This is a genomic window from Rhizobium viscosum (genome assembly GCF_014873945.1).
In the GTDB taxonomy this organism is placed as follows: domain Bacteria; phylum Pseudomonadota; class Alphaproteobacteria; order Rhizobiales; family Rhizobiaceae; genus Rhizobium; species Rhizobium viscosum.
In genome coordinates this window covers 115,905-136,705 of record NZ_JADBEC010000001.1, presented here as the reverse complement: position 1 = coordinate 136,705, position 20,801 = coordinate 115,905, and the positions used below count along the sequence as shown (strand labels likewise).

At 58.7% G+C, this 20,801-nt stretch carries 18 protein-coding genes, 5 tRNA genes and 1 pseudogene; 13 read left to right on the top strand and 11 right to left on the bottom strand.

The features are described 5' to 3' along the window. Positions 1 to 258: 258 nt before the first annotated feature. Positions 259 to 2,134 (bottom strand): annotated as a pseudogene (locus tag H4W29_RS00670) (PHA/PHB synthase family protein). 104 nt (positions 2,135 to 2,238) lie between these two features. Here H4W29_RS00670 and H4W29_RS00665 point away from each other — a divergent pair. The 5 genes from H4W29_RS00665 to recJ all read left to right on the top strand — a co-directional run bounded on the left by H4W29_RS00665 (position 2,239) and on the right by recJ (position 7,734). Further along, positions 2,239 to 2,661 carry a hypothetical protein gene (locus H4W29_RS00665; RefSeq protein WP_192727240.1) on the top strand — a complete coding sequence of 141 codons (423 nt, stop codon included), beginning with the start codon at positions 2,239 to 2,241 and terminating at the stop codon, positions 2,659 to 2,661. 224 nt (positions 2,662 to 2,885) lie between these two features. Then, on the top strand, positions 2,886 to 4,103 hold the full coding sequence (locus tag H4W29_RS00660; protein WP_192727239.1) for an LL-diaminopimelate aminotransferase: 1,218 nt from the start codon (positions 2,886 to 2,888) through the stop codon (positions 4,101 to 4,103). A 66-nt stretch (positions 4,104 to 4,169) separates the two neighbouring features. Beyond that, positions 4,170 to 5,495: a homoserine dehydrogenase gene (locus H4W29_RS00655; RefSeq protein ID WP_192727238.1), complete on the top strand. Its 1,326-nt coding sequence runs from the start codon at positions 4,170 to 4,172 to the stop codon at positions 5,493 to 5,495. Positions 5,496 to 5,639: 144 nt separating this feature from the next. Beyond that, positions 5,640 to 5,852 (top strand): hypothetical protein, encoded by a 213-nt coding sequence (locus H4W29_RS00650; protein WP_192727237.1) that lies wholly within the window; start codon positions 5,640 to 5,642, stop codon positions 5,850 to 5,852. A gap of 79 nt (positions 5,853 to 5,931) precedes the next feature. Then, entirely contained in the window at positions 5,932 to 7,734 is a 1,803-nt protein-coding gene (recJ, locus tag H4W29_RS00645; protein ID WP_192727236.1) for a single-stranded-DNA-specific exonuclease RecJ, read from the top strand. Positions 7,735 to 7,909: 175 nt separating this feature from the next. Here the strand turns inward: recJ and H4W29_RS00640 are convergent. From H4W29_RS00640 to gloA, 5 genes are all read right to left on the bottom strand, one after another. After that, positions 7,910 to 7,984: transfer RNA gene (locus H4W29_RS00640), tRNA-Glu, on the bottom strand. 461 nt (positions 7,985 to 8,445) lie between these two features. Next, positions 8,446 to 8,520 (bottom strand) — tRNA-Glu (locus tag H4W29_RS00635). 75 nt (positions 8,521 to 8,595) lie between these two features. After that, positions 8,596 to 8,670 (bottom strand) — tRNA-Glu (locus H4W29_RS00630). Between the two features lie 195 nt (positions 8,671 to 8,865). Continuing rightward, complete coding sequence (locus tag H4W29_RS00625) at positions 8,866 to 9,957, bottom strand: YcbK family protein (RefSeq protein ID WP_192727235.1); 1,092 nt, start codon at positions 9,955 to 9,957, stop codon at positions 8,866 to 8,868. A 96-nt stretch (positions 9,958 to 10,053) separates the two neighbouring features. Further along, complete coding sequence (gloA, locus tag H4W29_RS00620) at positions 10,054 to 10,494, bottom strand: lactoylglutathione lyase (protein WP_112545722.1); 441 nt, start codon at positions 10,492 to 10,494, stop codon at positions 10,054 to 10,056. 194 nt (positions 10,495 to 10,688) lie between these two features. Between gloA and H4W29_RS00615 the strand changes: the two genes are divergently transcribed. From H4W29_RS00615 to H4W29_RS00595, 5 genes are all read left to right on the top strand, one after another. Next, positions 10,689 to 11,267, top strand: a complete 579-nt coding sequence (locus tag H4W29_RS00615) for a cold-shock protein (RefSeq protein ID WP_192727234.1) — start codon at positions 10,689 to 10,691, stop codon at positions 11,265 to 11,267. Then, positions 11,267 to 11,755: a DUF192 domain-containing protein gene (locus H4W29_RS00610; RefSeq protein ID WP_192727233.1), complete on the top strand. Its 489-nt coding sequence runs from the start codon at positions 11,267 to 11,269 to the stop codon at positions 11,753 to 11,755. The genes H4W29_RS00615 and H4W29_RS00610 overlap by 1 nt, the downstream gene beginning before the upstream one ends. A gap of 83 nt (positions 11,756 to 11,838) precedes the next feature. Next, positions 11,839 to 11,915: transfer RNA gene (locus H4W29_RS00605), tRNA-Pro, on the top strand. 613 nt (positions 11,916 to 12,528) lie between these two features. Continuing rightward, positions 12,529 to 12,834 (top strand): ETC complex I subunit, encoded by a 306-nt coding sequence (locus H4W29_RS00600; protein ID WP_192727232.1) that lies wholly within the window; start codon positions 12,529 to 12,531, stop codon positions 12,832 to 12,834. Between the two features lie 57 nt (positions 12,835 to 12,891). Then, a tRNA-Arg gene (locus H4W29_RS00595) sits at positions 12,892 to 12,968 on the top strand. A 149-nt stretch (positions 12,969 to 13,117) separates the two neighbouring features. Here the strand turns inward: H4W29_RS00595 and H4W29_RS00590 are convergent. Continuing rightward, a complete protein-coding gene (locus tag H4W29_RS00590; RefSeq protein ID WP_192727231.1) occupies positions 13,118 to 13,642 on the bottom strand; it encodes a DUF992 domain-containing protein in 525 nt (174 codons plus the stop codon). Between the two features lie 187 nt (positions 13,643 to 13,829). Between H4W29_RS00590 and H4W29_RS00585 the strand changes: the two genes are divergently transcribed. Then, a complete protein-coding gene (locus H4W29_RS00585; RefSeq protein WP_192727230.1) occupies positions 13,830 to 14,003 on the top strand; it encodes a hypothetical protein in 174 nt (57 codons plus the stop codon). Between the two features lie 276 nt (positions 14,004 to 14,279). Continuing rightward, positions 14,280 to 14,453, top strand: coding sequence for a hypothetical protein (locus tag H4W29_RS00580; protein ID WP_192727229.1), 174 nt, complete (start codon positions 14,280 to 14,282; stop codon positions 14,451 to 14,453). Positions 14,454 to 14,944: 491 nt separating this feature from the next. Here the strand turns inward: H4W29_RS00580 and H4W29_RS00575 are convergent, their stop codons facing one another. The 4 genes from H4W29_RS00575 to H4W29_RS00560 form a co-directional block, all read right to left on the bottom strand. After that, the gene (locus tag H4W29_RS00575; protein ID WP_192727228.1) at positions 14,945 to 15,718 is read right to left on the bottom strand and encodes an amino acid ABC transporter ATP-binding protein; all 774 of its coding nucleotides are present in this window, start codon (positions 15,716 to 15,718) and stop codon (positions 14,945 to 14,947) included. A gap of 15 nt (positions 15,719 to 15,733) precedes the next feature. Beyond that, on the bottom strand, positions 15,734 to 16,879 hold the full coding sequence (locus H4W29_RS00570; protein WP_192727227.1) for an amino acid ABC transporter permease: 1,146 nt from the start codon (positions 16,877 to 16,879) through the stop codon (positions 15,734 to 15,736). Between the two features lies 1 nt (position 16,880). Next, positions 16,881 to 18,083, bottom strand: coding sequence for an amino acid ABC transporter permease (locus tag H4W29_RS00565; protein ID WP_192727226.1), 1,203 nt, complete (start codon positions 18,081 to 18,083; stop codon positions 16,881 to 16,883). Positions 18,084 to 18,187: 104 nt separating this feature from the next. Next, positions 18,188 to 19,213, bottom strand: coding sequence for an amino acid ABC transporter substrate-binding protein (locus tag H4W29_RS00560; RefSeq protein ID WP_192727225.1), 1,026 nt, complete (start codon positions 19,211 to 19,213; stop codon positions 18,188 to 18,190). Positions 19,214 to 19,589: 376 nt separating this feature from the next. Between H4W29_RS00560 and H4W29_RS00555 the strand changes: the two genes are divergently transcribed. After that, positions 19,590 to 20,780, top strand: coding sequence for a cystathionine beta-lyase (locus H4W29_RS00555; RefSeq protein WP_192727224.1), 1,191 nt, complete (start codon positions 19,590 to 19,592; stop codon positions 20,778 to 20,780). Positions 20,781 to 20,801: the final 21 nt, after the last annotated feature.

Sequence of the window (20,801 nt, the reverse complement as noted above, 5' to 3'; positions counted from 1 at the left end):
GCCGGCAGCACTGACTTACTGATCTTTGCCGGAGCCGCTAACTGCCCAAAAAGGCCGAATTTTGGCCTGTTCGCGACATGCGACCGTTCCTTAAGGATGACGAACTATGGTTTCCAATTGGTTTACAGGTGAAGCGCTCTGCTTCGATTGTCGCGAAAAGAGACGCAATATTTTAGAAAAAGCTATTTTTCAAAGGCTTGCCGCGACCGGGCATGTCACTGCCCAGTGAAGGGTAGCCCGGCGTAAATTTTTCCGCTTTCAGCTGCGCGCCATCACATAGCTGCCGGGGGCTTCCTCGATCGCATTAAGCGCCGCTCCGCCCACCTTGCGGGCGGCCACCCGCCCGCTGGTTTGCGACTCGATCCACGCATGCCAGTGCGGCCACCAGGAACCCCTCGTCTCCTTTGCCTTGGCAAGCCATGCCTCATAGTCGCCCTTGGCCGGACCGCCGGTCCAGAACTGATACTTGTGCTTGTCCGGCGGATTGACGACGCCGGCAATATGGCCGGAACCAGCGACGACGAACTGCACCTTGCCGCCGAAGAACTGGCTGCCGAGGAAGACGGAATTTGCCGGCGCGATGTGATCCTCGCGGGTCGCGAGATTATAGATCGGGATCTTGATGTCCTTCAGCGACAAGGTCTTGCCGTCGAGGATCATCTCATCCTTGGTCAGCGCATTCCTGAGATAGCAGTTGCGCAGGTAGAAGGCATGGTTGGCTGCAGCCATACGGGTCGAATCGGCATTCCAAAACAACAGGTCGAAGGGCAGGGGCTCCTGGCCTTTCAGGTAGTTGTTGACGAAATAGGGCCAGATGAGTTCGCTCGCCCTGAGCATGTTGAACGCCGTCGACATGCGCGAGCCGTCGAGATAGCCGAGTTCCTGCATATGCGTTTCCAGCGCCTGAAGCTGCTCCTCGTCGACAAAGACCTTCAGGTCGCCCGCATGGGTGAAATCGACCTGGGTGGTGAAGAGCGTCGCACTCTTGATGCGCTTGTTCTTCTCCTTGGCGTGCAGGGCAAGGGTTGCAGCAAGCAGCGTGCCGCCGACGCAATAGCCGACGGCGTTGACTTCCTTCTCGCCGGTCGCCTTCTCGACCGTTTCCAGCGCGAAATCGACGCCTTCCCTCGCGTAAGCCGTCCAGTCTTTCAGCGCATGGCGGCTATCCGGATTGACCCAGGAGATGACGAAGACGGTATGCCCCTGGTCCACGCACCATTTGATGAAGGATTTCTGCGGGTTGAGATCCAGAATGTAGAATTTGTTGATCCACGGCGGGCAAATCAGTAGCGGCCGCTTGAGCACGGTTTCCGTCGATGGCTCGTATTGGATGATCTGGCAGATCTCGTTCTGGGCGATCACCTTGCCCGGCGTCAGCGCCATGTCGCGGCCGACGGCGAATTTGGTCATGTCGGTCTGGCGCAGGCGCAGTTCGCCGCGACCGGCAATGATATCCTCGGTCAGCATCTTCATGCCGCGCACGAGGTTTTCGCCGCTCGTTGCGATCGTCTCCCGGTAGACTTGCGGATTAGTGACCACGAAATTGGTGGGCGAAAGCGCTGCTGTGATCTGCTTCACATAGAAGCCGGCCTTGTGCTTGGTGTGTTCGTCGAGCCCTTCGGTTTCAGTAACCAGCTTTTCGGCCCAGTCGGCGGTCACGAAATAGACCTGCTTTAAAAATTCGAAGAAGGGATTCTTCTGCCAGTCTTCGTCGGCGAAGCGCTTATCCGCGCGGTCTATCGGTTCCGCTGCTAGCGGGCTGCCCTGCATCTTCTGCATGGAGTTCATCCATATGCCGAAGAACGAGCTCATCAGCTGCGTCTGCGCCTCGAAGGTTCGTCGCGGATCGGAAATCCAGTATTCCGTCACCTTGGAAAGCGTCTTCACCATGTCGGTGACGGGTTCGACGACCGTGTCCGAGATTTCGCCGCGCTCCCGCGGGCCGAGCCATGCCGAAGCTGCCTTGCCGAGGTTTTCGAGCGCACGGGCGAAGTTCATCGCCATGGCCTCGGGATCCTTCAGGAGATAGGGATCGAGATCCTTGGCGTCGAAATCCACCCTGGCACCATTCTCCCGCTTGCTGTCGGTCACGCACTTCCTCCGGCGGCAGCATCCATATTTGTTCGTTGTACATCTGCTGTGTTGAAGAAAACAAGTTCCGCTCGTCCGCTCTCATGCTATTGCTTTGTCGCTGCGACGAATTTAACAGTCGAAGCAGGCAGGATTGGATCATCAGGCATGACGACGACAGGCATTGGGCATATCGCGACCTTCACCCGCACCGCAGCAATCTGCGCGGCGGCCGCGGCCATGGCCTTTGCGCTTGCCGGATGCAACAAGACCGCCGAGGAGAAGAAGGCTTTTGCCCAACGCATGGCAGCGCCGACGGCAGTCGTGATGCCGGCCTCCAAGGGCGAACCCGTTGAAGGGGGCCTTACCAAAAGCCCGGACGGCTACCCGTCGTTCGGTGCGCCGCTGACGGCCGCCAACGTTCAGATGAACGACGAACAGGCGGCCGAGCTGCAGCATCAGCTGACCGCCCTTGGCGTCAAGCGCCAGGCGGGCACCATCTCGGAGGCGGAGTATCAGCGCCGCGTAGCTGAAATGCGGGAACTAGCGGCCCAACACGGGGCCGAAACGCTCTCCGAAATCACCAAATAAGCCTTGCCTTTAGGGCGATTTGGACGCAAAGCCTTCCGGATGGATCGGAAGGTGCAATTTTCCCGATAATGTGCCTCGTGCGCGGCTTCTCCGTCAAAGATTTGCCGCGCAGTTAAGTTGAAGAGGAATACGGCGCTGCGAGTCTGAAGCTCGTATCGCAGATGCCGGGAGACGGAACGAGCTTCGACAGCGGTCAGGTTGGCCGCATTTCCATGGGGAAAGAGATGGAAGAGTTTCACAAAGTCCGGCGTTTGCCGCCTTACGTTTTCGAACAGGTCAACCGTTTGAAAGCGAGCGCGCGAGCGGGCGGGGCCGATATCATCGATCTCGGCATGGGAAACCCTGACCTTCCTACCCCTCAGGCGATCGTCGACAAGCTGTGCGAAGTCGTCCAGGACCCACGCACGCACCGCTATTCGTCCTCCAAGGGTATTCCCGGTCTGCGCCGTGCGCAGGCTGCCTATTACGCCCGCCGATTCGGCGTGAAACTGAATCCCGATACGCAGGTCGTCGCCACTCTTGGCTCCAAGGAAGGCTTCGCCAACATGGCGCAGGCGATCACCGCACCGGGGGACGTCATCCTCTGCCCGAACCCGACCTACCCGATCCATGCCTTCGGCTTCCTGATGGCCGGCGGTGTGATCCGTTCCATGTCGGTCGAGCCGGATGAAAGCTTCTTTCCGCCGCTCGAGCGTGCCGTTCGCCATTCGATCCCGAAGCCGCTGGCACTGATCCTGAACTATCCGTCGAACCCGACGGCTTTCGTGGCGACGCTCGACTTCTACAAGGACGTCGTTGCTTTCGCCAAGAAGCACGACATCATCGTCCTTTCGGACCTTGCCTATTCGGAAATCTACTTCGATGGTGAGCCGCCACCGTCGGTTCTGCAGGTCCCGGGCGCGATGGATGTGACTGTCGAATTCACTTCGATGTCCAAAACCTTCTCCATGCCCGGCTGGCGCATGGGCTTTGCGGTCGGCAACGAGCGGCTGATCGCGGCGCTGACGCGTGTGAAGTCCTACCTCGATTACGGCGCCTTCACGCCGATCCAGGTTGCCGCAACCCATGCCCTGAATGGTGACGGTTCCGACATTGCGGAAGTCCGCAACGTCTACAAGCGCCGCCGCGACGTCATGGTCGAAAGCTTCGGCAAAGCCGGCTTCGAAGTGCCGCCGCCGGCCGCTACCATGTTCGCCTGGGCGAAGATCCCGGAAAAGTTCCGTCATCTCGGCTCGCTGGAGTTTTCCAAGCTGCTGGTCGAGAAGGCCGACGTTGCCGTTGCCCCGGGCATCGGCTTCGGCGAACAGGGTGACGACTATGTGCGTCTGGCGCTTGTCGAGAACGAACACCGCATCCGCCAGGCTGCGCGCAACATCAAGAAGTTCATGTCGACGGCAGACGAGACGATGCACAACGTCATCTCGCTCAACGCCCACCGTTAATTCCAACTTTGAAGACAGCCGCTCATCTGCGGCTGTCTCTCACCAGAGACATTTCAGGATCGATCCATGGCAGATGCCCTCAAAATCGGCATTGCGGGCTTGGGCACCGTTGGTGCCTCGCTTGTTCGCATCATCAAGCAGAAGAGCAACGAACTTGCAGTCACCTGCGGCCGCCCGATTACGATTACGGCAGTTTCGGCCCGTGACCGCTCGAAGGACCGCGGCATCGACCTGACCGGCATCACCTGGTACGAGCGCCCGGAAGAACTGGCTGAAAAGGCCGATATCGACGTGTTCGTCGAGCTGATCGGCGGTGCCGAAGGGGCTGCAAACGTGGCCGTTCGCACCGCTCTTTCCCGTGGTCTTCATGTGGTGACTGCCAACAAGGCGCTGCTTGCCTATCACGGCGTCGAGCTTGCGACGATTGCGGAGGAGAAGGGCTCGCTCCTGAACTTCGAAGCGGCCGTTGCCGGGGGCATCCCCGTCATCAAGGCGCTGCGTGAATCGCTGACGGGCAACACGATCTCGCGCGTCTACGGCATCATGAACGGCACCTGCAACTACATCCTCACCAAGATGGAGAAGGAAGGCCTGTCCTTTGCCGATTGCCTGAAGGAAGCCCAGCGTCTCGGTTATGCCGAAGCCGATCCGGCCTTCGACATCGAAGGCAATGACACCGCCCACAAGCTATCGATCCTGACGACGCTTGCTTTCGGCAACAAGATCGCTGCCGACGATATCTATCTCGAAGGCATCACGAATATTTCGATCGAGGATATCAGGGCTGCTGCCGAGCTCGGCTACCGTATCAAGCTGCTCGGCGTCGCCCAGCGCACGGATACCGGCATTGAACAGCGCGTGCATCCAACCATGGTGCCGGTCGATTCCGTCATTGCCCAGGTCGACGGCGTCACCAATGCGGTCGCAATCGAATCCGATATCCTCGGAGAACTCTTGATGGTCGGCCCCGGTGCCGGCGGCAATGCTACAGCCTCTTCGGTGCTCGGCGATATTGCCGACATCGCCAAAAGCCAGCCGGGCGCCCAGCGCGTTCCCGTTCTCGGCCATCCCGCCAAGTCGCTCGAGACCTATCGTAAGGCGCAGATCCAGAGCCATGAGGGCGGCTATTTCATCCGCCTGACTGTTCTCGACCGCACCGGTGTTTTTGCGAGCGTCGCGACCCGCATGGCGGAAAACCAGATTTCCCTGGAATCGATCGTCCAGCGTTCCAAGCAGCATCTGGCGCCCTCACACCACCAAACGATCATCCTCGTCACCCACGCGACGATGGAAGACTCAGTGCGCAAGGCAGTTGCCGCGATCAAGGAAGAGGGCTACCTCGTCGGGGAGCCGCAGGTGATCCGCATCGAGCGTCCCAAGGAAGAATCCTGACATTTATTCCAGATTGGAACAGATCAGTCCGTCCGGGATCACTCGGACGGGTTTTCTGTTATTAATCAAAGCATTTCGCCGAATTTATATTAACAGATATGTAGATATAGATATAATGAACCTGGGAGCCGTTGGAGTCGCGGGTTGAGGAATATCGAGCATACGCATGATCATGTTCGGACGGAGATCGAAAACCCTCAGGCGGGCTTGCTGAAATCTGCCCCGACGGCGCTTGGAGCAGCCTTCGAGCGCGAAGTGCCGAGAGGACGAAATTGGGCCACGCTCCTGATCCTGCTTTCGGTTCTCTTCGTCCAGCTGCTTGTTATCGGCTTGGTTATCTGGGCAATTTTCTGGTAATCCACAGGGCCTGAAATCAACCGCTTTGCTATCCGTTCTGCATCTGTAAAAAGGGCAGATGATGAAAGCGGAGTTTGGCATGGCAGATCAGGTCGATCCGGTACCACGCGCCTTCCTGGGCGTCGAAAAATCGGTTCTCGACAATCGCTGGGTTTCACGCCTCGATCAGGCGGGGCAGAATCGCGCGCTCGCCATGTCGCAGATGCATGGCCTGCCGGATCTGATCGCACGTGTGCTAGCCGGGCGCGGCGTGACGGTGGACGAGGCCGTCGAATTCCTGGATCCCACCATCCGCAGCCTCATGCCCGACCCCTACAAGCTGACGGATTGCGAGAAGGCCGCTAGGCGTCTTGCCGCTGCGATCCGTGATGGCGAGCCCGTCGCGATCTTCGGCGACTACGATGTCGATGGCGCAGCATCCTCCGCGCTCATGTATCGCTTCCTGACCCATTTCGGCGTCAAGGCGCATATCTATATTCCCGATCGCATCTTCGAAGGCTACGGCCCCAACCCGACCGCCATCAATCAGTTGATCGACAATGGTGCGAGCCTGATCGTCACGGTCGATTGCGGCTCCACCAGTCACGAGGCGCTGGCGGCTGCCGCGAACCGTAACATCGATGTCGTCGTTATCGATCACCACCAGGTGACACACGAGTTGCCGCCCTGCCATTCCCTCGTCAATCCAAACCGCGAAGACGATCTTTCCGGGCTTGGGCATCTTTGTGCGGCGGGCGTCGTTTTCATGGTGCTTGTGGCAACGCTGCGCCTGCTGCGCGAGGCCGGAGACAAGCGCATTCTCGCGATCGATCTCCTGCAGTGGCTGGATATCGTGGCACTCGCGACCGTCTGCGATGTCGTGCCCCTCAAGGGCCTCAACCGCGCCTACGTGGTCAAGGGATTGGTCGCCGCGCGCCACCAGAGCAATGCCGGCCTTGCCGCGCTATTCCGCAAAGCGGGCCTGGCAGGGCCGGTGACACCCTATCATTTCGGCTTCCTGATCGGCCCGCGCATCAATGCCGGCGGGCGAATCGGTGATGCAGCCCTTGGAAGCCGCCTGCTGACGCTGGATGATGCCGTTGAGGCGGAAGCTATCGCTCAGCGGCTGGACGAGCTCAACCGCGAACGGCAAGCCATGGAAGCGGTCATGCTGCAGGAGGCCGAGGCCGAAGCGCTGGCCGAGTATGGAGACGGCGAGGGGGCCTCCGTCATCGTCACCGCGCATGAGAAATGGCACCCCGGCATTGTTGGCCTCATTGCCGCGCGCCTCAAGGAGAGGTTCAAGCGACCTGCCTTCGCCATCGCCTTCGACCCATCAGGCAGGGGCACTGGCTCGGGGCGATCGATCAATGGCTTCGACATGGGCAGGATGGTGCGTGGGGCGGTCGATGAAGGACTGCTTGTGAAAGGCGGTGGTCATGCCATGGCGGCCGGTCTGACCGTCGAGCGCGGCAAGCTTGGCCTGCTGCGAGCCTTCTTCACCGAGAAGGCACAGAAGACGGTGTCGGCCCTTGTCGCCAATGAAACGCTGAAGATCGATGGCGCCATCGCTGCAAGCGGGGCAACGATCGAGCTTATCGACCGTCTGGAAACGGCTGGACCCTATGGCTCGGGGCATTCGCAGCCGGTCTTTGCCGTACCGGCGCATCGTGTGCGTGATTCCCGTCTGGTCGGCGAGCGGCATGTGAAAGTGACGCTGGAAGCCATGGATGGCGCGCGCCTCGACGGCATCGCCTTCAGGGCTGCGGAAACGCCGCTCGGCAACCTGCTTCTCAACTCCCGCGGCGCCAACCTGCATGTCGCAGGCTCTCTCGGTGCCGAACATTATCAGGGCTCGCGCAGAATCCAGCTGCGCATCAGCGACGGCGCGCCGGCCAAGTAACCGGCTGAAGGGCTATCGTTTCGGAAAAGGATCAGCGGCACGAGCCGAGATTCGCGCTGCCGCCGGTAGCGTATGATGCGTGATGTCACTGCGTCTGCCCTATCAATTCGCAAGCAGGCACAGCGGGATCCGCGAACGGAACTCTATGAAAAGACAGGGGGATGTTGAAGGAGAGTGGCACGCCCTAGGGGAGTCGAACCCCTCTTTACAGAATGAAAATCTGTCGTCCTAACCGATAGACGAAGGGCGCGTGCTCTGTGGTGGCGCCCTTATAGTCAGCACCTTTCTGCACCGCAAGCGGCAAAACGAGAATTTTTCGCCGGATTATGCAGATTTTTGTTGGGCTTGTGGAAAAGCCAGAGTCTTCAGGCGCAAGTGCTATCTCTAAGCCCGATTGCGGGCAGCATGCTTGGCTCATTGTAGCTCTATCCCCCCGGTAATCAATGGGGATGGGCATCCGAGATTTCGCGCTTAAGTTGATCTTTTGTTAAGTGGTAAAAACCAGCATTGCATTCACAGTGCTGAAGGCGTCTGCAGGCCTGACAAATAACGGTTTGGGCAACGCCATCGATGAGGTGGCCCAATGGATGACCCACTGGAAAGATACATTCGGTTTCTAGGGGCTGAGCAATCGCAGCTGGCTCCAAGCGTGTCGAACAAGCTCCGGATTGATCTTCCGGTTCGGATCTTGCCGAAATGGTTGATCGCTCGTGGTACGCCCTAGGGGAGTCGAACCCCTCTTTACAGAATGAGAATCTGTCGTCCTAACCGATAGACGAAGGGCGCAGGCTTTCAGCACAAATAGGAAAGCGCAACGCGTTCCGCAAGCGGTAAGTATAATGTCGAATCGGAAGAAGAAAGTGGCACGCCCTAGGGGAGTCGAACCCCTCTTTACAGAATGAAAATCTGTCGTCCTAACCGATAGACGAAGGGCGCGTGCTGTGGTGGCGCCCTTATAGTCAGGCACTTCCGATCCCGCAAGCGGCAAATTCGAAATTTTTCAAAAAAATGACAGGCCGTTTCCGCTTGTGGAAAACGAAGATTATTGCAGCCGAATCAAAGAGCTGCAGCGGCCGCCGGAAATCCGGTGGCGGCCGCTTCCCCTACGTGACGCTTTCAAAAGTTGAAAGGTCAGATCGCCCTTGCTGTAGCGATTGGCGCGCTCTTGCGGCCGCAGCCCCAGTTCCAGTCGCGGGCATTACCCGTGTCCAGATGGACCGAATCCGTGTGGCAATAGGTACCGACGCCGCCGCGGTTCGGGAGCGACCGGATATATTCGGCGATATCCCATTTGCTGACGCCGTTGATCTGGATATCGGCGGCTTCGCAGCTCTTGTGCATCGATTCCTCGGCGCCGCCGACTTCACGGTTATGCTGCGGATCGCGGTAACCTGACGTGACGACAACTGGCTTGCCGAAATGAGTCTCGACCGTCTCGATGACCCGCATGAGATCGGGCTTGAAGCAGCCGACCTGGACGCTGTCGTTCTGCACATGCAGGCCGTTTGGTGCGACACGCGTCATGCCGGGCAGCGATGCCTTCTGCAGCAGCCCGGAAAGGCTGCTGAGCAGGTTCTGCTTCGGCGCGCTGTAGAGCGCGTTCATTGTCGATCCAGGAATGCTTCCGCCGGCAAGCGAGGCTGTCTGAGGCGCAAGCTTCGTGCTGGTATTCTGTGATGATTGCTGCGGCAGAATCTCGCCTTGTTGTGGCTCGGGCGGCGCGCTGAATACGCTCGATCTTGGGCCGGCGTTCTCAGGTGCGTAGGCCTTTACGCCCTGCGGCTGGATGACCGTCGAGGTCGAATTGTTCTGCGGCAGCGGCTGATGATCGGAAAAGATGCTCATCGCCTGCGCATTGATTCGCGTCGACTGCATGACGAGACCGCCGATATTGGCTGGCTGCTGCGGTTGCATGGCCGGATCGACGGGCGGAGCGGCCATTGCCGCATTCGGATCTTGCACTGCTGCCTGCGCATCGACACCGGAGACGTTGGTCAGCATCGGATCGCGATAGGGCTGTTTCGATGTGGCCGACGATGCAGGCATTGCGGCTGCAAGCCGCGGCGCGGGCTGCCCCTCCACGGCCGGTGTGGCAAGGGCGGCCGAATCAAGCGCCTTCTTGTTGGAGACGCAGCCGGAAAGCGCCAGGATAGAGCTGGCGATCAGCAAAGCCCCGACAGCCTGCCGGCTCGAAGGGGCAATCCGCTTGTTGTTTCTGGTCAACCGAGAAATCTCCGGTGAAAGCGGAAGGCGCCCGAAAGCGCACTTCCGTTACGATAGAACCGGAGAATGCCTCGTGAAGCTTGCCTGCAGCTTGGCTTACCAGGCGCCGGTATTGCCCATGGACAGCCAGGGTTCGGCCGGAGCCAGTTTTTCGCCCTTCTGCAGGATCTCTATCGAGATGCCGTCAGGCGAGCGTACGAAGGCCATGTTACCGTCACGCGGGGGGCGGTTAATCGTAATACCATTGTCCATCAACTTCTGGCAGATCGCGTAGATGTCATCCACCTCATAGGCGAGGTGACCGAAATTGCGTCCTCCGGTATAATCTTCAGTGTCCCAGTTATAAGTGAGCTCCAGGCACGGAGCTTTTTCGCTGCGGGCGCGGTCGAGATCATCGCGAGCGGCCAGGAAAACGAGCGTGAAGCGGCCCTTCTCGTTCTCATGGCGTCGGATTTCCTCGAGTCCGAAGAGTGTGGTGTAAAAATGGAGGGAAGCGTCGAGGTCTTTGACGCGAACCATGGTGTGGAGATAACGCATTGTGTTTCCTCTCTCTATTTAGGCTAGCCCATCTGGAGTAACAGACGCCAGTTTCGGGCAAGTCATCTCGATAAAATGTACAGTTGGGAATAACCGAAAACTAGGACTTGCGCTTATCCGTTACCAAGATGTTAATCTTGATTTCAAGAATCAGTTAACCGTAACAGTGTGACGCGTATTGAGGGGCTGGCGACATGGCTGACAGGATTTCACCGAATGGCTTTACCGACCTCGAAGAGATGTCGGCGGAACCGGTTGACCTCGTTGAAATCACCGGCGTGGTGAAATGGTTCGACGTGGCCAAGGGTTTTGGCTTCATCGTTCCCGACAATGGCATGCAGGATGTGCTGCTGCACGTCACCTGCCTCCGCCGCGACGGCTACCAAACCATCCTCGAGGGCACCCGCATCGTCGCTCTCATCCAGCGCCGCGAGCGTGGTTTCCAGGCCTTCAAGATCCTCTCCATGGATCAGTCGACTGCGATCCATCCCTCGCAGATGCCACCGGTTCGCACCCATGTGCAGGTCACCGCAACCAGCGGCCTCGAGCGTGCCCTGGTGAAGTGGTTCAACCGCACCAAGGGCTTCGGCTTCCTGACACGCGGTGAGGGCACGGAAGATATCTTCGTGCATATGGAAACGCTCCGCCGCTTCGGCCTCACGGAACTGCGCCCCGGGCAGGTGGTGCTGGTGCGCTTCGGCGACGGCGAGAAGGGCCTGATGGCTGCCGAGATCCATCCTGACGTTCCGAGCCCGGTTGGCCGGTCTCATTGATGCGCAGCCTGTTTTCTATTGAGATGTTGAGAAGCGCCTTCATGGCGCTTTTTTTCATGGCCGCCCTGCCGGCATTCGCGCAGCAGGAAATGCACTTCGATAGAGAGCCGCTGATCATCCAGACAGCTGCCGGCAAAATGCTGCACTTCACCGTAGAGATCGCTGCGACCGGCGACCAGCGCGCCTACGGTCTGATGTTCCGCAAGGCAATGGCTGAAGACGCCGGCATGATCTTTGATTTCGGCGTATCGCGGCGTGTCACCATGTGGATGGAAAATACCGTCCTGCCTCTCGATATGCTCTTTGCGGACAACAGGGGCGTGATCACCCATATCAAGGAAGACGCGACACCCTATTCCCGCGACATCATCGATTCGATGGGCGAAGTGCGCTATGTAGTCGAGGTGAATGCCGGTGTCGCCCGTAAGCTCAATATCCGCCCCGGTGATCGCCTGGTCAGCGCCACGATAACGAAAAAGGCGAAGTAAGCCTGTGAAATCTGCCGGCCTAGGTGGATTTATGGGGTTGCTAGGGCGGGGGGAAGCGTGTATTCCCGCTGCCAACAACGGCTCGGAGTGTAGCGCAGTCTGGTAGCGCATCTGGTTTGGGACCAGAGGGTCGGGAGTTCGAATCTCTCCACTCCGACCATGTTTTTCCCTATGTCCCCCAGTGATTTGAGATCGGCACCACAGGTTGTGCCCTTGCCGTCTCAAGCAGGCCTTTGGTATCGGGGACACACGACAATATCATTCACATCGCAAAGCACGCCTGCCTAAGCGTGCCGTGATTCAGCCTTGAGCAAGCAGGCCGACATATTGGGCATAGCTGATCGCCGCGTAAAAAAACGCAGTGATACTGGCTCCAATCATGATGGCATGGAATTCTGCAGAGGTTCTCATAGCTCTCACCCGTGTCACAACGGTTGGTAGGCACCCTAGTCGCCTATGCCGGCTCTAACAATTAGAAAGCGATCAAAACATGCAACAATCCGAAACATTTCGGATTATGTGGCAGGATTGCCCGCTTATCCACGCCCGGCTGCGAGGGTTACGCCTGGTGCTCCTTATAAGAAACGCACGATCCGGCAATCGGTTTCGCTCACCTGTCCATGCTGTGATAACGGCGCTTTTCCCTTGAAAAAACGAGGATTCGCGGATAATCAAAATTCACTTCTTGCTGCGATATTGGGATACGCCAGCGAGCCTGATCAGGGTTGATTTATGAAAGGCGGGCGCCGCCCGCATATCGGAGGCACTGCAGCATGTCTGCTAAGATCTATCGTCCGGCCAAGACCGCAATGCAGTCCGGCAAGGCTAAGACCCATCTCTGGGTGCTGGAATTCGATCAGGAGCAGCCGCGCAAGATCGATCCGATCATGGGCTACACCTCGTCAGGCGACATGCGCCAGCAGGTCAAGCTGACCTTCGAAACGCAGGAACTTGCAGAAGCCTATGCCAAGCGCAGCGGCATCGAATACCGCGTGATCGCTCCGAAGGATCCCGTCCGTCAGGTCGTCGCTTACCCGGATAATTTCCGCTATACCCGTAACCAGCCCTGGACGCATTGATCCGTTCGCGGTTCAAGACAGATATGCCGCATGTCGTGAGACCGGGACATGCGAGACGGCCCCTTAGCTCAACTGGATAGAGCAGCTGCCTTCTAAGCAGCAGGTCGCAGGTTCGAGTCCTGCAGGGGTCGCCACTTTTTCAGAATTTTCTAGATATCGCGACATGACTGTGAACTCTGTTCGTGGCCAAGGGCGGCATTAAACTCGGTAACAACAAATAAGCCGGCGGCGCATCGTTATATCCGATGCGCCGCCGGCCTTTGTTTTCCTGGCTCTTGGGGTCTTAGCCCTCGGGCGACAGCGTCATCGACGTGCCTGTCGCGGCAACATTGAGGCCGAGCTGGCCCGTGACGCTGATTGTCTGCAGGTGGATCGAGCCGGAAGTACCGCCAAAGAGCACGTTGGTGCCGACGCCGCCGACAAGCGTGGCTTCAGCGGTCGCGCCCTGGTAGAGGCCGGCCAAGGAGCCGCGGTGATAGCCGGCTGTCGGCGCGAAGACGGCCCAAAGCAGGCGACCACGCGTGGTGAAACCGAGATCCACGCCGAACTTGCGCAAAGCACCGCTGTAATGTTCAGGCGATTCGCCACTGCTCGTGGGCTGGAAGACGCAATCGATCTGCTTGGAAGAGCCGAGCACATAGCCGACGCCGCCGCCGATCTCGCAATCGAGGTAGCCGATCTTCACGCCCCCGCTTACATCGGGAGCGGCCGGCGGCTCCGTCCGTACCAGGTCCGCCGCGCTGGCGCTCATGGCAAAGGCCTGGAGCAACGAGGCTGCGGCGATTGTGGTCGCGAGTATCTTTTTCATTTTCGTCTCCTGTGAATATCGCTGGAAGGATATAACGTCGGCTTTGTCATAACCAAGGCAGGAAAGTCTTCGCCGTCATTTTGGTTCCGACAGTCGCCTGCGCCAAGCTGCCGCGCCCATCTTTTATGGAACCCTATCGGCCTGCATCGGTTGTCCAGATGTCCATTTTCAAACAATGGAGATCAGAATGAGCAAGACCAATGCAGACGACATCCGCAAGAAAACAGAGCGGCAGGTCGAGAACACCAGTGCCGGGGGACATCTCGGCGGAACCTATTTCGGCCAGCAGCCCGATGGTAAGACGGCATCTTCCAGCAGTTCCGAGGCACGAAAGTCTCGGCCGAACGACGGCAGCAACTAACCTCAGGACGATTGTAACGGGCATTCGCGACTGGTCCGAGAGGCCAGTCGTATCATCCAAAGGTGCTATTTGTGCCAGGTTGAAACGCTCGAATCCGGTAAATTTTAGGGTATTTTAACCATGATTTTCGCTCGGCAGCTTCCCTGAAACATTCGCAGCCTGCGGCGTTTAATTCGCACGGGCTAATCCAATGGAGGGTCGCCGGCTCGATCGAAGATACGCCTGTTCCTCGGTTTCTTGCCGGAAGGTTTCGGCTTCGGGAAAACGGAGGAAGTCATGAAGGACATGTTTCACGGGCGCTCGCTTGCGCTTTTCGAGCGGTCTGGACGCCGGAGCAATGCCTCAGTGGGCGGAGCCAACGGTACCAATGCCAATGTTATGCATCCGCAAGTGGCGGACGCTGTATCAACGGTGACGTGGGTGCGCGCATCGGTGGCGGCAACGGCGTGACAGCCAGAGCAAACGCTGATGTCGATGGCAGAGATGGTGTCAATGCCAACGTCGATCTTGGTGTTGGTGGGTAGCGGCGGTGTCAGTGTCAACATACGCACGCTCGGCATTTCGGGCAGCGCCGCAAACGTCTGTGCCAGCGTCGGGGGTGACGGAACGGCTCCTACGCCTTTCTGGTCGAATGGCTCGAATCTCGACCTTAGTCTCGGAGCCGCCAGCACAAGTGGAAGGCGCGAGTTCCGGCGACGGTGGCGGTACCGGCAGTCAAGCAGCCCTACGCCGACAGTGGTGGTCCCACGCTTCCGGGAAAATGTCCGTCAACGACCAGAAGAAGATGCTTGTTCGCTGCCGGGATATATCCGTTTCCAGTGGGGTTATGATTCTGGTCTCGCAGAGCCGTGCGGTCTGCTGCGCTCTGCGGCGCCCCGCCAGAACGCATGAAAAACCCGCCGGTAATCAGTCGGCGGGTTTTGAATGTTGTATCTGCCTGATCAGTGCAGGATCTGGCTGAGGAACAGCTTGGTGCGCTCGTGCTGCGGATTGTCGAAGAATTCGGCAGGCGAATTCTGTTCGACGATCTGGCCCTGGTCCATGAAGATCACGCGGTTCGCAACCTGGCGCGCAAAGCCCATTTCGTGGGTGACGCAGAGCATGGTCATGCCTTCCTCCGCAAGACCCACCATCGTATCAAGCACTTCCTTGATCATTTCCGGGTCGAGCGCTGAGGTCGGCTCGTCGAACAGCATGATCTTCGGGTTCATGCAGAGCGAGCGGGCGATCGCCACGCGCTGCTGCTGGCCGCCCGACAGCTGGCCCGGATATTTGTTGGCCTGTTCGGGGATCTTGACTCGCTTCAGGAAGTGCATGGCCACATCTTCCGCCTGCTTCTTCGGCATCTTGCGCACCCAGATCGGCGCCAGCGTGCAGTTTTCCAGGATCGTCAGATGCGGGAAGAGGTTGAAGTGCTGGAACACCATGCCGACTTCGCGGCGCACTTCATCGATCTTCTTCAGGTCGTTGGTCAGCTCCGTGCCGTCGACGATGATCTTGCCCTTCTGGTGTTCTTCCAGACGGTTGATGCAGCGGATCATCGTTGATTTGCCGGAACCGGAAGGGCCGGCGATGACGATGCGCTCGCCGCGCATGACCTTGAGGTTGATATCGCGAAGAACGTGGAAGTCACCGTACCACTTGTTCATGTTGATGATCTCGACGGCAACGTCGGTCGCCGACACGGTCATCTTTTTTGTTTGGGCTTCTGCCATTGCTTGTTCCTCTTTTTATCGTTTGTGGCCGGTGTCGAGATGACGTTCCATGAATGCTGAATAGCGTGACATGCCGAAGCAGAAAAGCCAGAAGACAAAGCCGGCGAAAATCAGCCCCGTCAACGGCGTCACCGCTGTTGCCCAGTTGGGATCGATGAAGAGGAAACGAACGATGCCGAGCAGGTCGTACATGCTGATGATCGACACCAGTGACGTATCCTTGAACATGCCGATGAAGGTATTGACGATACCGGGGATCACCAGCTTGATCGCCTGCGGCAAGATGATCAGCCGCATCTTCTGCCAGTAGCCGAGGCCAAGCGAATCGGCGCCTTCGAATTGCCCTTTCGGGATTGCCTGCAGGCCGCCGCGAATGACCTCGGCCATGTAGGCGGAGGCAAAGATCGATACACCCACGATCGCGCGCAGCAGTTTGTCCACGGTCCAGCCTGCCGGCAGGAAGAGTGGCAGCACGACGCTCGCCATGAACAGCACCGTGATCAGTGGCACTCCACGCACGACCTCGATGAAAATGACGCTCACCATGCGAATAACGGGCATGTGCGAGCGCCTGCCGAGCGCCAGGAGAATGCCGAGCGGGAAGGAAGCAGCGATGCCGACAAAGGATAGCACCAGCGTCACCATCAGCCCTCCCCAACGCGGAGTCTCGACGATTTCGAGGCCAAATCCGCCGTAAAGCAGAATGAAGGAAACGACCGGCAGCACGATGAAGAGCAGGAGGGCATTGAGGCCCTTGCGCGGCACCGACGGGATGAGCATCGGTACCAGCAGGAGTACGAAGAGAATGCCGACCAGCGTCGGCCGCCAGCGCTCGTCGAGCGGATAGCCCCCGTAGATGATCTGGTCGAACTTGGCATTGACGAATGCCCAGCAGGCACCGCTCCAGCCGTCCGGCTGGATGCCGCCCTGAACCGTTGTGGCGCAGAAGGTACGGTCTGGACCCGTCCAGACCGCCTGCACGAACAGCCAGTTGATGGCATGCGGCAGAGCCCAGGCGAGGAAGGTCACGGCCAGAAGGGTGAGGACAATATCCTTGGGCGTGGCCAGCAGGTTGCGGCGTATCCAGGGCCCCACACCCTTTTCTCCCGACGGTGGCGGTTCCTGCGCCAGCATGGTGGTTCTGACGAAACTATTGCTCATCTTATCTCTCCACCAATGCCATCTTGGCGTTGAACCAGTTCATCAGCAGCGATGTCACGATGCTGATGGCGAGATAGATGACCATCCAGATCAGGATCACCTCGACGGACTGACCGGTCTGGTTGAGTGTCGTGCTGCCGACGGCGACGAGATCGGCAAAACCGATGGCAATAGCCAGTGACGAGTTCTTGGTGAGGTTCAGATACTGGCTGCTAAGCGGCGGAATGATGATGCGGAAAGCCTGCGGAATGACCACCAGTCGGGTGATTGCCGAAGGATGCAGGCCGAGTGCCGCTGCCGCCTCCGTCTGCCCCTTCGGCACGCCGCGAATGCCCGAGCGCACGATTTCGGCGATGAAGGCAGCCGTATAGAAGGAAAGCGCCAGGAAAAGCGACATGAATTCCGGGCCGATCACGGAACCGCCGGTCAAATTGAACTTGCCGGCGACCGGGAAATCGAAGGAAAGCGGTGCTCCTGCGATAAGGAAGGCAAGGAGCGGTAGGCCAACGATGAGGCCGATCGAAACCCAGATCGTGTGGAATGGTTGGCCTGTCGCCGCCTGCCGGCGATGCGCCCAGCGGGCGGTGATAACAGTGGCGATGATCGCGACCACGAAGGTAACGCCGACCAGCCAGAAACCGTCGCCGAAGATCGGCTTGGGGAAGGCGAGACCGCGATTGTTCAGATATGAACCGAGCGGTAGATGCAGCGAGTCACGGGCATTGGGCAGAATCGCCAGAACGCCCGAATACCAGAAGAAGATCACCAGCAACGGCGGAATGTTGCGGAAGACTTCCACATAGACCGTGCAGAGCTTTGCAATCAGCCAGTTCCGCGACAGGCGACCGATACCGATGATGAAACCGATGATCGTCGCGGTGATGATGCCGGTAACGGCGATCAGAAGCGTATTCAGAAAGCCGACGAGCAGTGCACGGCCATAGGTCGAATCACTGGAATACTGGATCAGTGACTGGCCGATTTCGAAGCCGGCGCGGCCGTTCAGAAAGCCGAAACCCGATGCGATGTTGGCGCGCGCCAGATTGACTGCCGTATTGTGAGCAATCGACCAGATCAGTGCGACCAGCAAGACAATGGTAAGAGCTTGGAAGAAGATGCCCCGAATTGTCGGGTCATAGAGGGCAGACTGGAAGCTCCAGCCGCTCCTAGTCAAAGAGGATGAATCCGCAACTTGATGCGTCATGCCTGGCCAATTCCCCACGTTATGCGCCCCTTTTCGGAGCTTTTTTATAGGAGGATGAGGAAAGGCGGTTTCCCGCCTTTCCGGCTTTTCATGCCCGATGCCGATTAGCGAACCGGCGGAGCGTACTGAATGCCGCCCTTGTTCCAGAGAGCGTTGAGGCCGCGTGCGATCTTCAGCGGGCTACCCTGGCCGATGTTTTTTTCGAAAACTTCGCCATAGTTGCCGACATTCTTGACGATGTTGTAGGCCCAGTCATTGGTCAGGCCGAGATCGGTACCGATCTTCGTATCGGCTTCAACGCCGAGGAAGCGTTTGATATCCGGGTTCGGCGAGTTCTTCATCTCGTCGACATTGGCCTGCGTGATGCCGAATTCTTCGGCATTGACCATCGCGTAGCCGACCCAGCTGACGATATCGAACCACTGGTCGTCACCCTGGCGAACGGCCGGGGCGAGCGGCTCCTTGGAGATGATCTCCGGCAGGATCATGTGCTCGTCGGGGTTCTTCAGCGTCAGACGCAGCGAGTAGAGACCCGACTGGTCAGTCGTGTAGACGTCGCAACGGCCGGAGTCATAGGCCGCGTTGACTTCGTCAAGCTTCTCGAAGACCACCGGATTGTACTGCAGATTATTGGCCTTGAAATAGTCGGCGAGGTTGAGTTCGGTCGTGGTGCCCGACTGAACGCAGACCGATGCGCCGGAAAGTTCGAGCGCCGACTTCACGTTCAGGCTCTTGCGAACCATGAAGCCCTGGCCGTCATAATAGTTGACGAAGCGGAAGTTCAGGCCGAGAGCGGTGTCGCGGTTGATCGTCCAGGTCGTATTGCGGGCGAGCACGTCGACTTCGCCGGACTGCAGGGCAGGGAAGCGGTTGGCGGCGCTGAGGGGGGTGAACTTTACCTTGTTGGGATCGCCGAAGACCGCAGCGGAAACCGCGTGGCAGAAGTCGACGTCGAAGCCCGACCAGTTGCCGGACGCGTCAGGGGCAGCAAAGCCGGCAAGACCGGTGTTGACGCCGCACTGGATAAAACCTTTTGCCTTTACGTCTCCGAGAGTTGTGGCCGAAGCGGCCGAAGCGCCAAGAGCGAAAACTGCTGCGCCGACAGCTGCGGACAGGAGCTTGTACTTCATTTTTCCCAACCTTTTTCCGTTGTCTTATCTTTATCTTTTTGAGGAGTGGCCGGATCGAAATTGCCCGTGTACCTCCCCGTTTCCCGCAACCCTCCCGGCGCGAGTGAGTCTATCACAGTCGCAAATGTCACTATGGTCAAGTGTCGCGGTCAATAATTGCGGCAAAATTCAGCATTTTGGTAGATTGCGCTGCGTCTCTAGGCACTTGGCTAGAAATTGGGCTCCAACTTGAGGAAAAATAGCGCTGAAATCGCGAAGTAAAGGTCGGCGGCTTCGCGGGGCGAGGCCGTCATGTCGAGTTGTAGGGGTTGACCCTGATGGCGACGGGGTTCAAGAGTTCGGCCTTTGCATACCTCGCCAGAAGGCCATTTTCCACATGAAAGATCTAGACAGTCTCCTGCCGGGCGCCGGCATCAATACCCGTCTTTCCCATATCGGCTATGATCCCAGCGACTATCACGGCTTCGTCAACCCGCCAGTGGTGCGTGCGTCCACGGTACTCTTTCCCGATGCCAAGTCCATGGAGACGCGCAACAAGAAATACACCTATGGCACGCGCGGGACGCCGACGACCGACGCCCTTGCCGAAGCGATCAATGCGCTAGAAGGTTCGGCCGGTACGGTGCTGGTACCCTCGGGCCTCGCTGCCGTCACGGTCGCCTTCCTGGCCTATGTCGCGGCGGGCGATCACGTCCTGGTCGTCGATTCCGTCTACGGTCCGACGCGCCATTTCTGTGACACGATCCTGAAGCGCATGGGGGTCGAGGTCGACTATTTCGATCCGGCGATCAACGCGGCCATCGAGACGCTCTTCAAGCCGAACACCACGGTCGTGCTGACCGAGGCCCCTGGCTCCAATACTTTCGAGATGCAGGATATCCCGGCCATCGCGGCTGTGGCACACAAACACGGCGCCGTCGTGCTAATGGACAACACCTGGGCCACACCTCTGTATTTCCGGCCGCTGGACTTCGGCGTCGACGTGTCCATTCATGCCTCGACCAAATATCCGTCGGGGCACTCCGATATCCTGATGGGAACCATTTCAGCCAATGCCGAGCACTGGCCGCGGCTGATAGAGACGCATGGAACGCTCGGCCTTTGCGGCGCGCCCGACGATTCCTATCAGATCCTGCGTGGCCTGCGCACGATGGGCATCCGGCTGGAGCGCCACTACGAAAGCGCGCTGGCGATCGCCACGTGGCTCGAAAACCGCGAAGAGGTTGCCCGCGTCCTGCATCCGGCCTTGCCGAGCTTCCCGTCGCACCATATCTGGAAGCGCGATTTCAAGGGCGCCAGCGGCATCTTTTCCTTCGTGCTCGATGTCGATGATCCGCAGAAGGTCAAGCCGAAGGCGCATGCCTTCCTTGATGCACTCTCCTATTTCGGCCTGGGCTATTCCTGGGGCGGTTATGAAAGCCTCGCCGTGCTGGTCAATCTGTCTGACCGGAAGATTGCCAAGGCGCCGGCCGAAGGCCCGGTCATTCGCCTGCAGATCGGCCTCGAAGATATCGTTGATCTCAAGGCCGATATCGAGCGCGGCTTTGCTGCGGCAAACGCCGTCTGATCAGCCGCCGTCTGGTCAGCC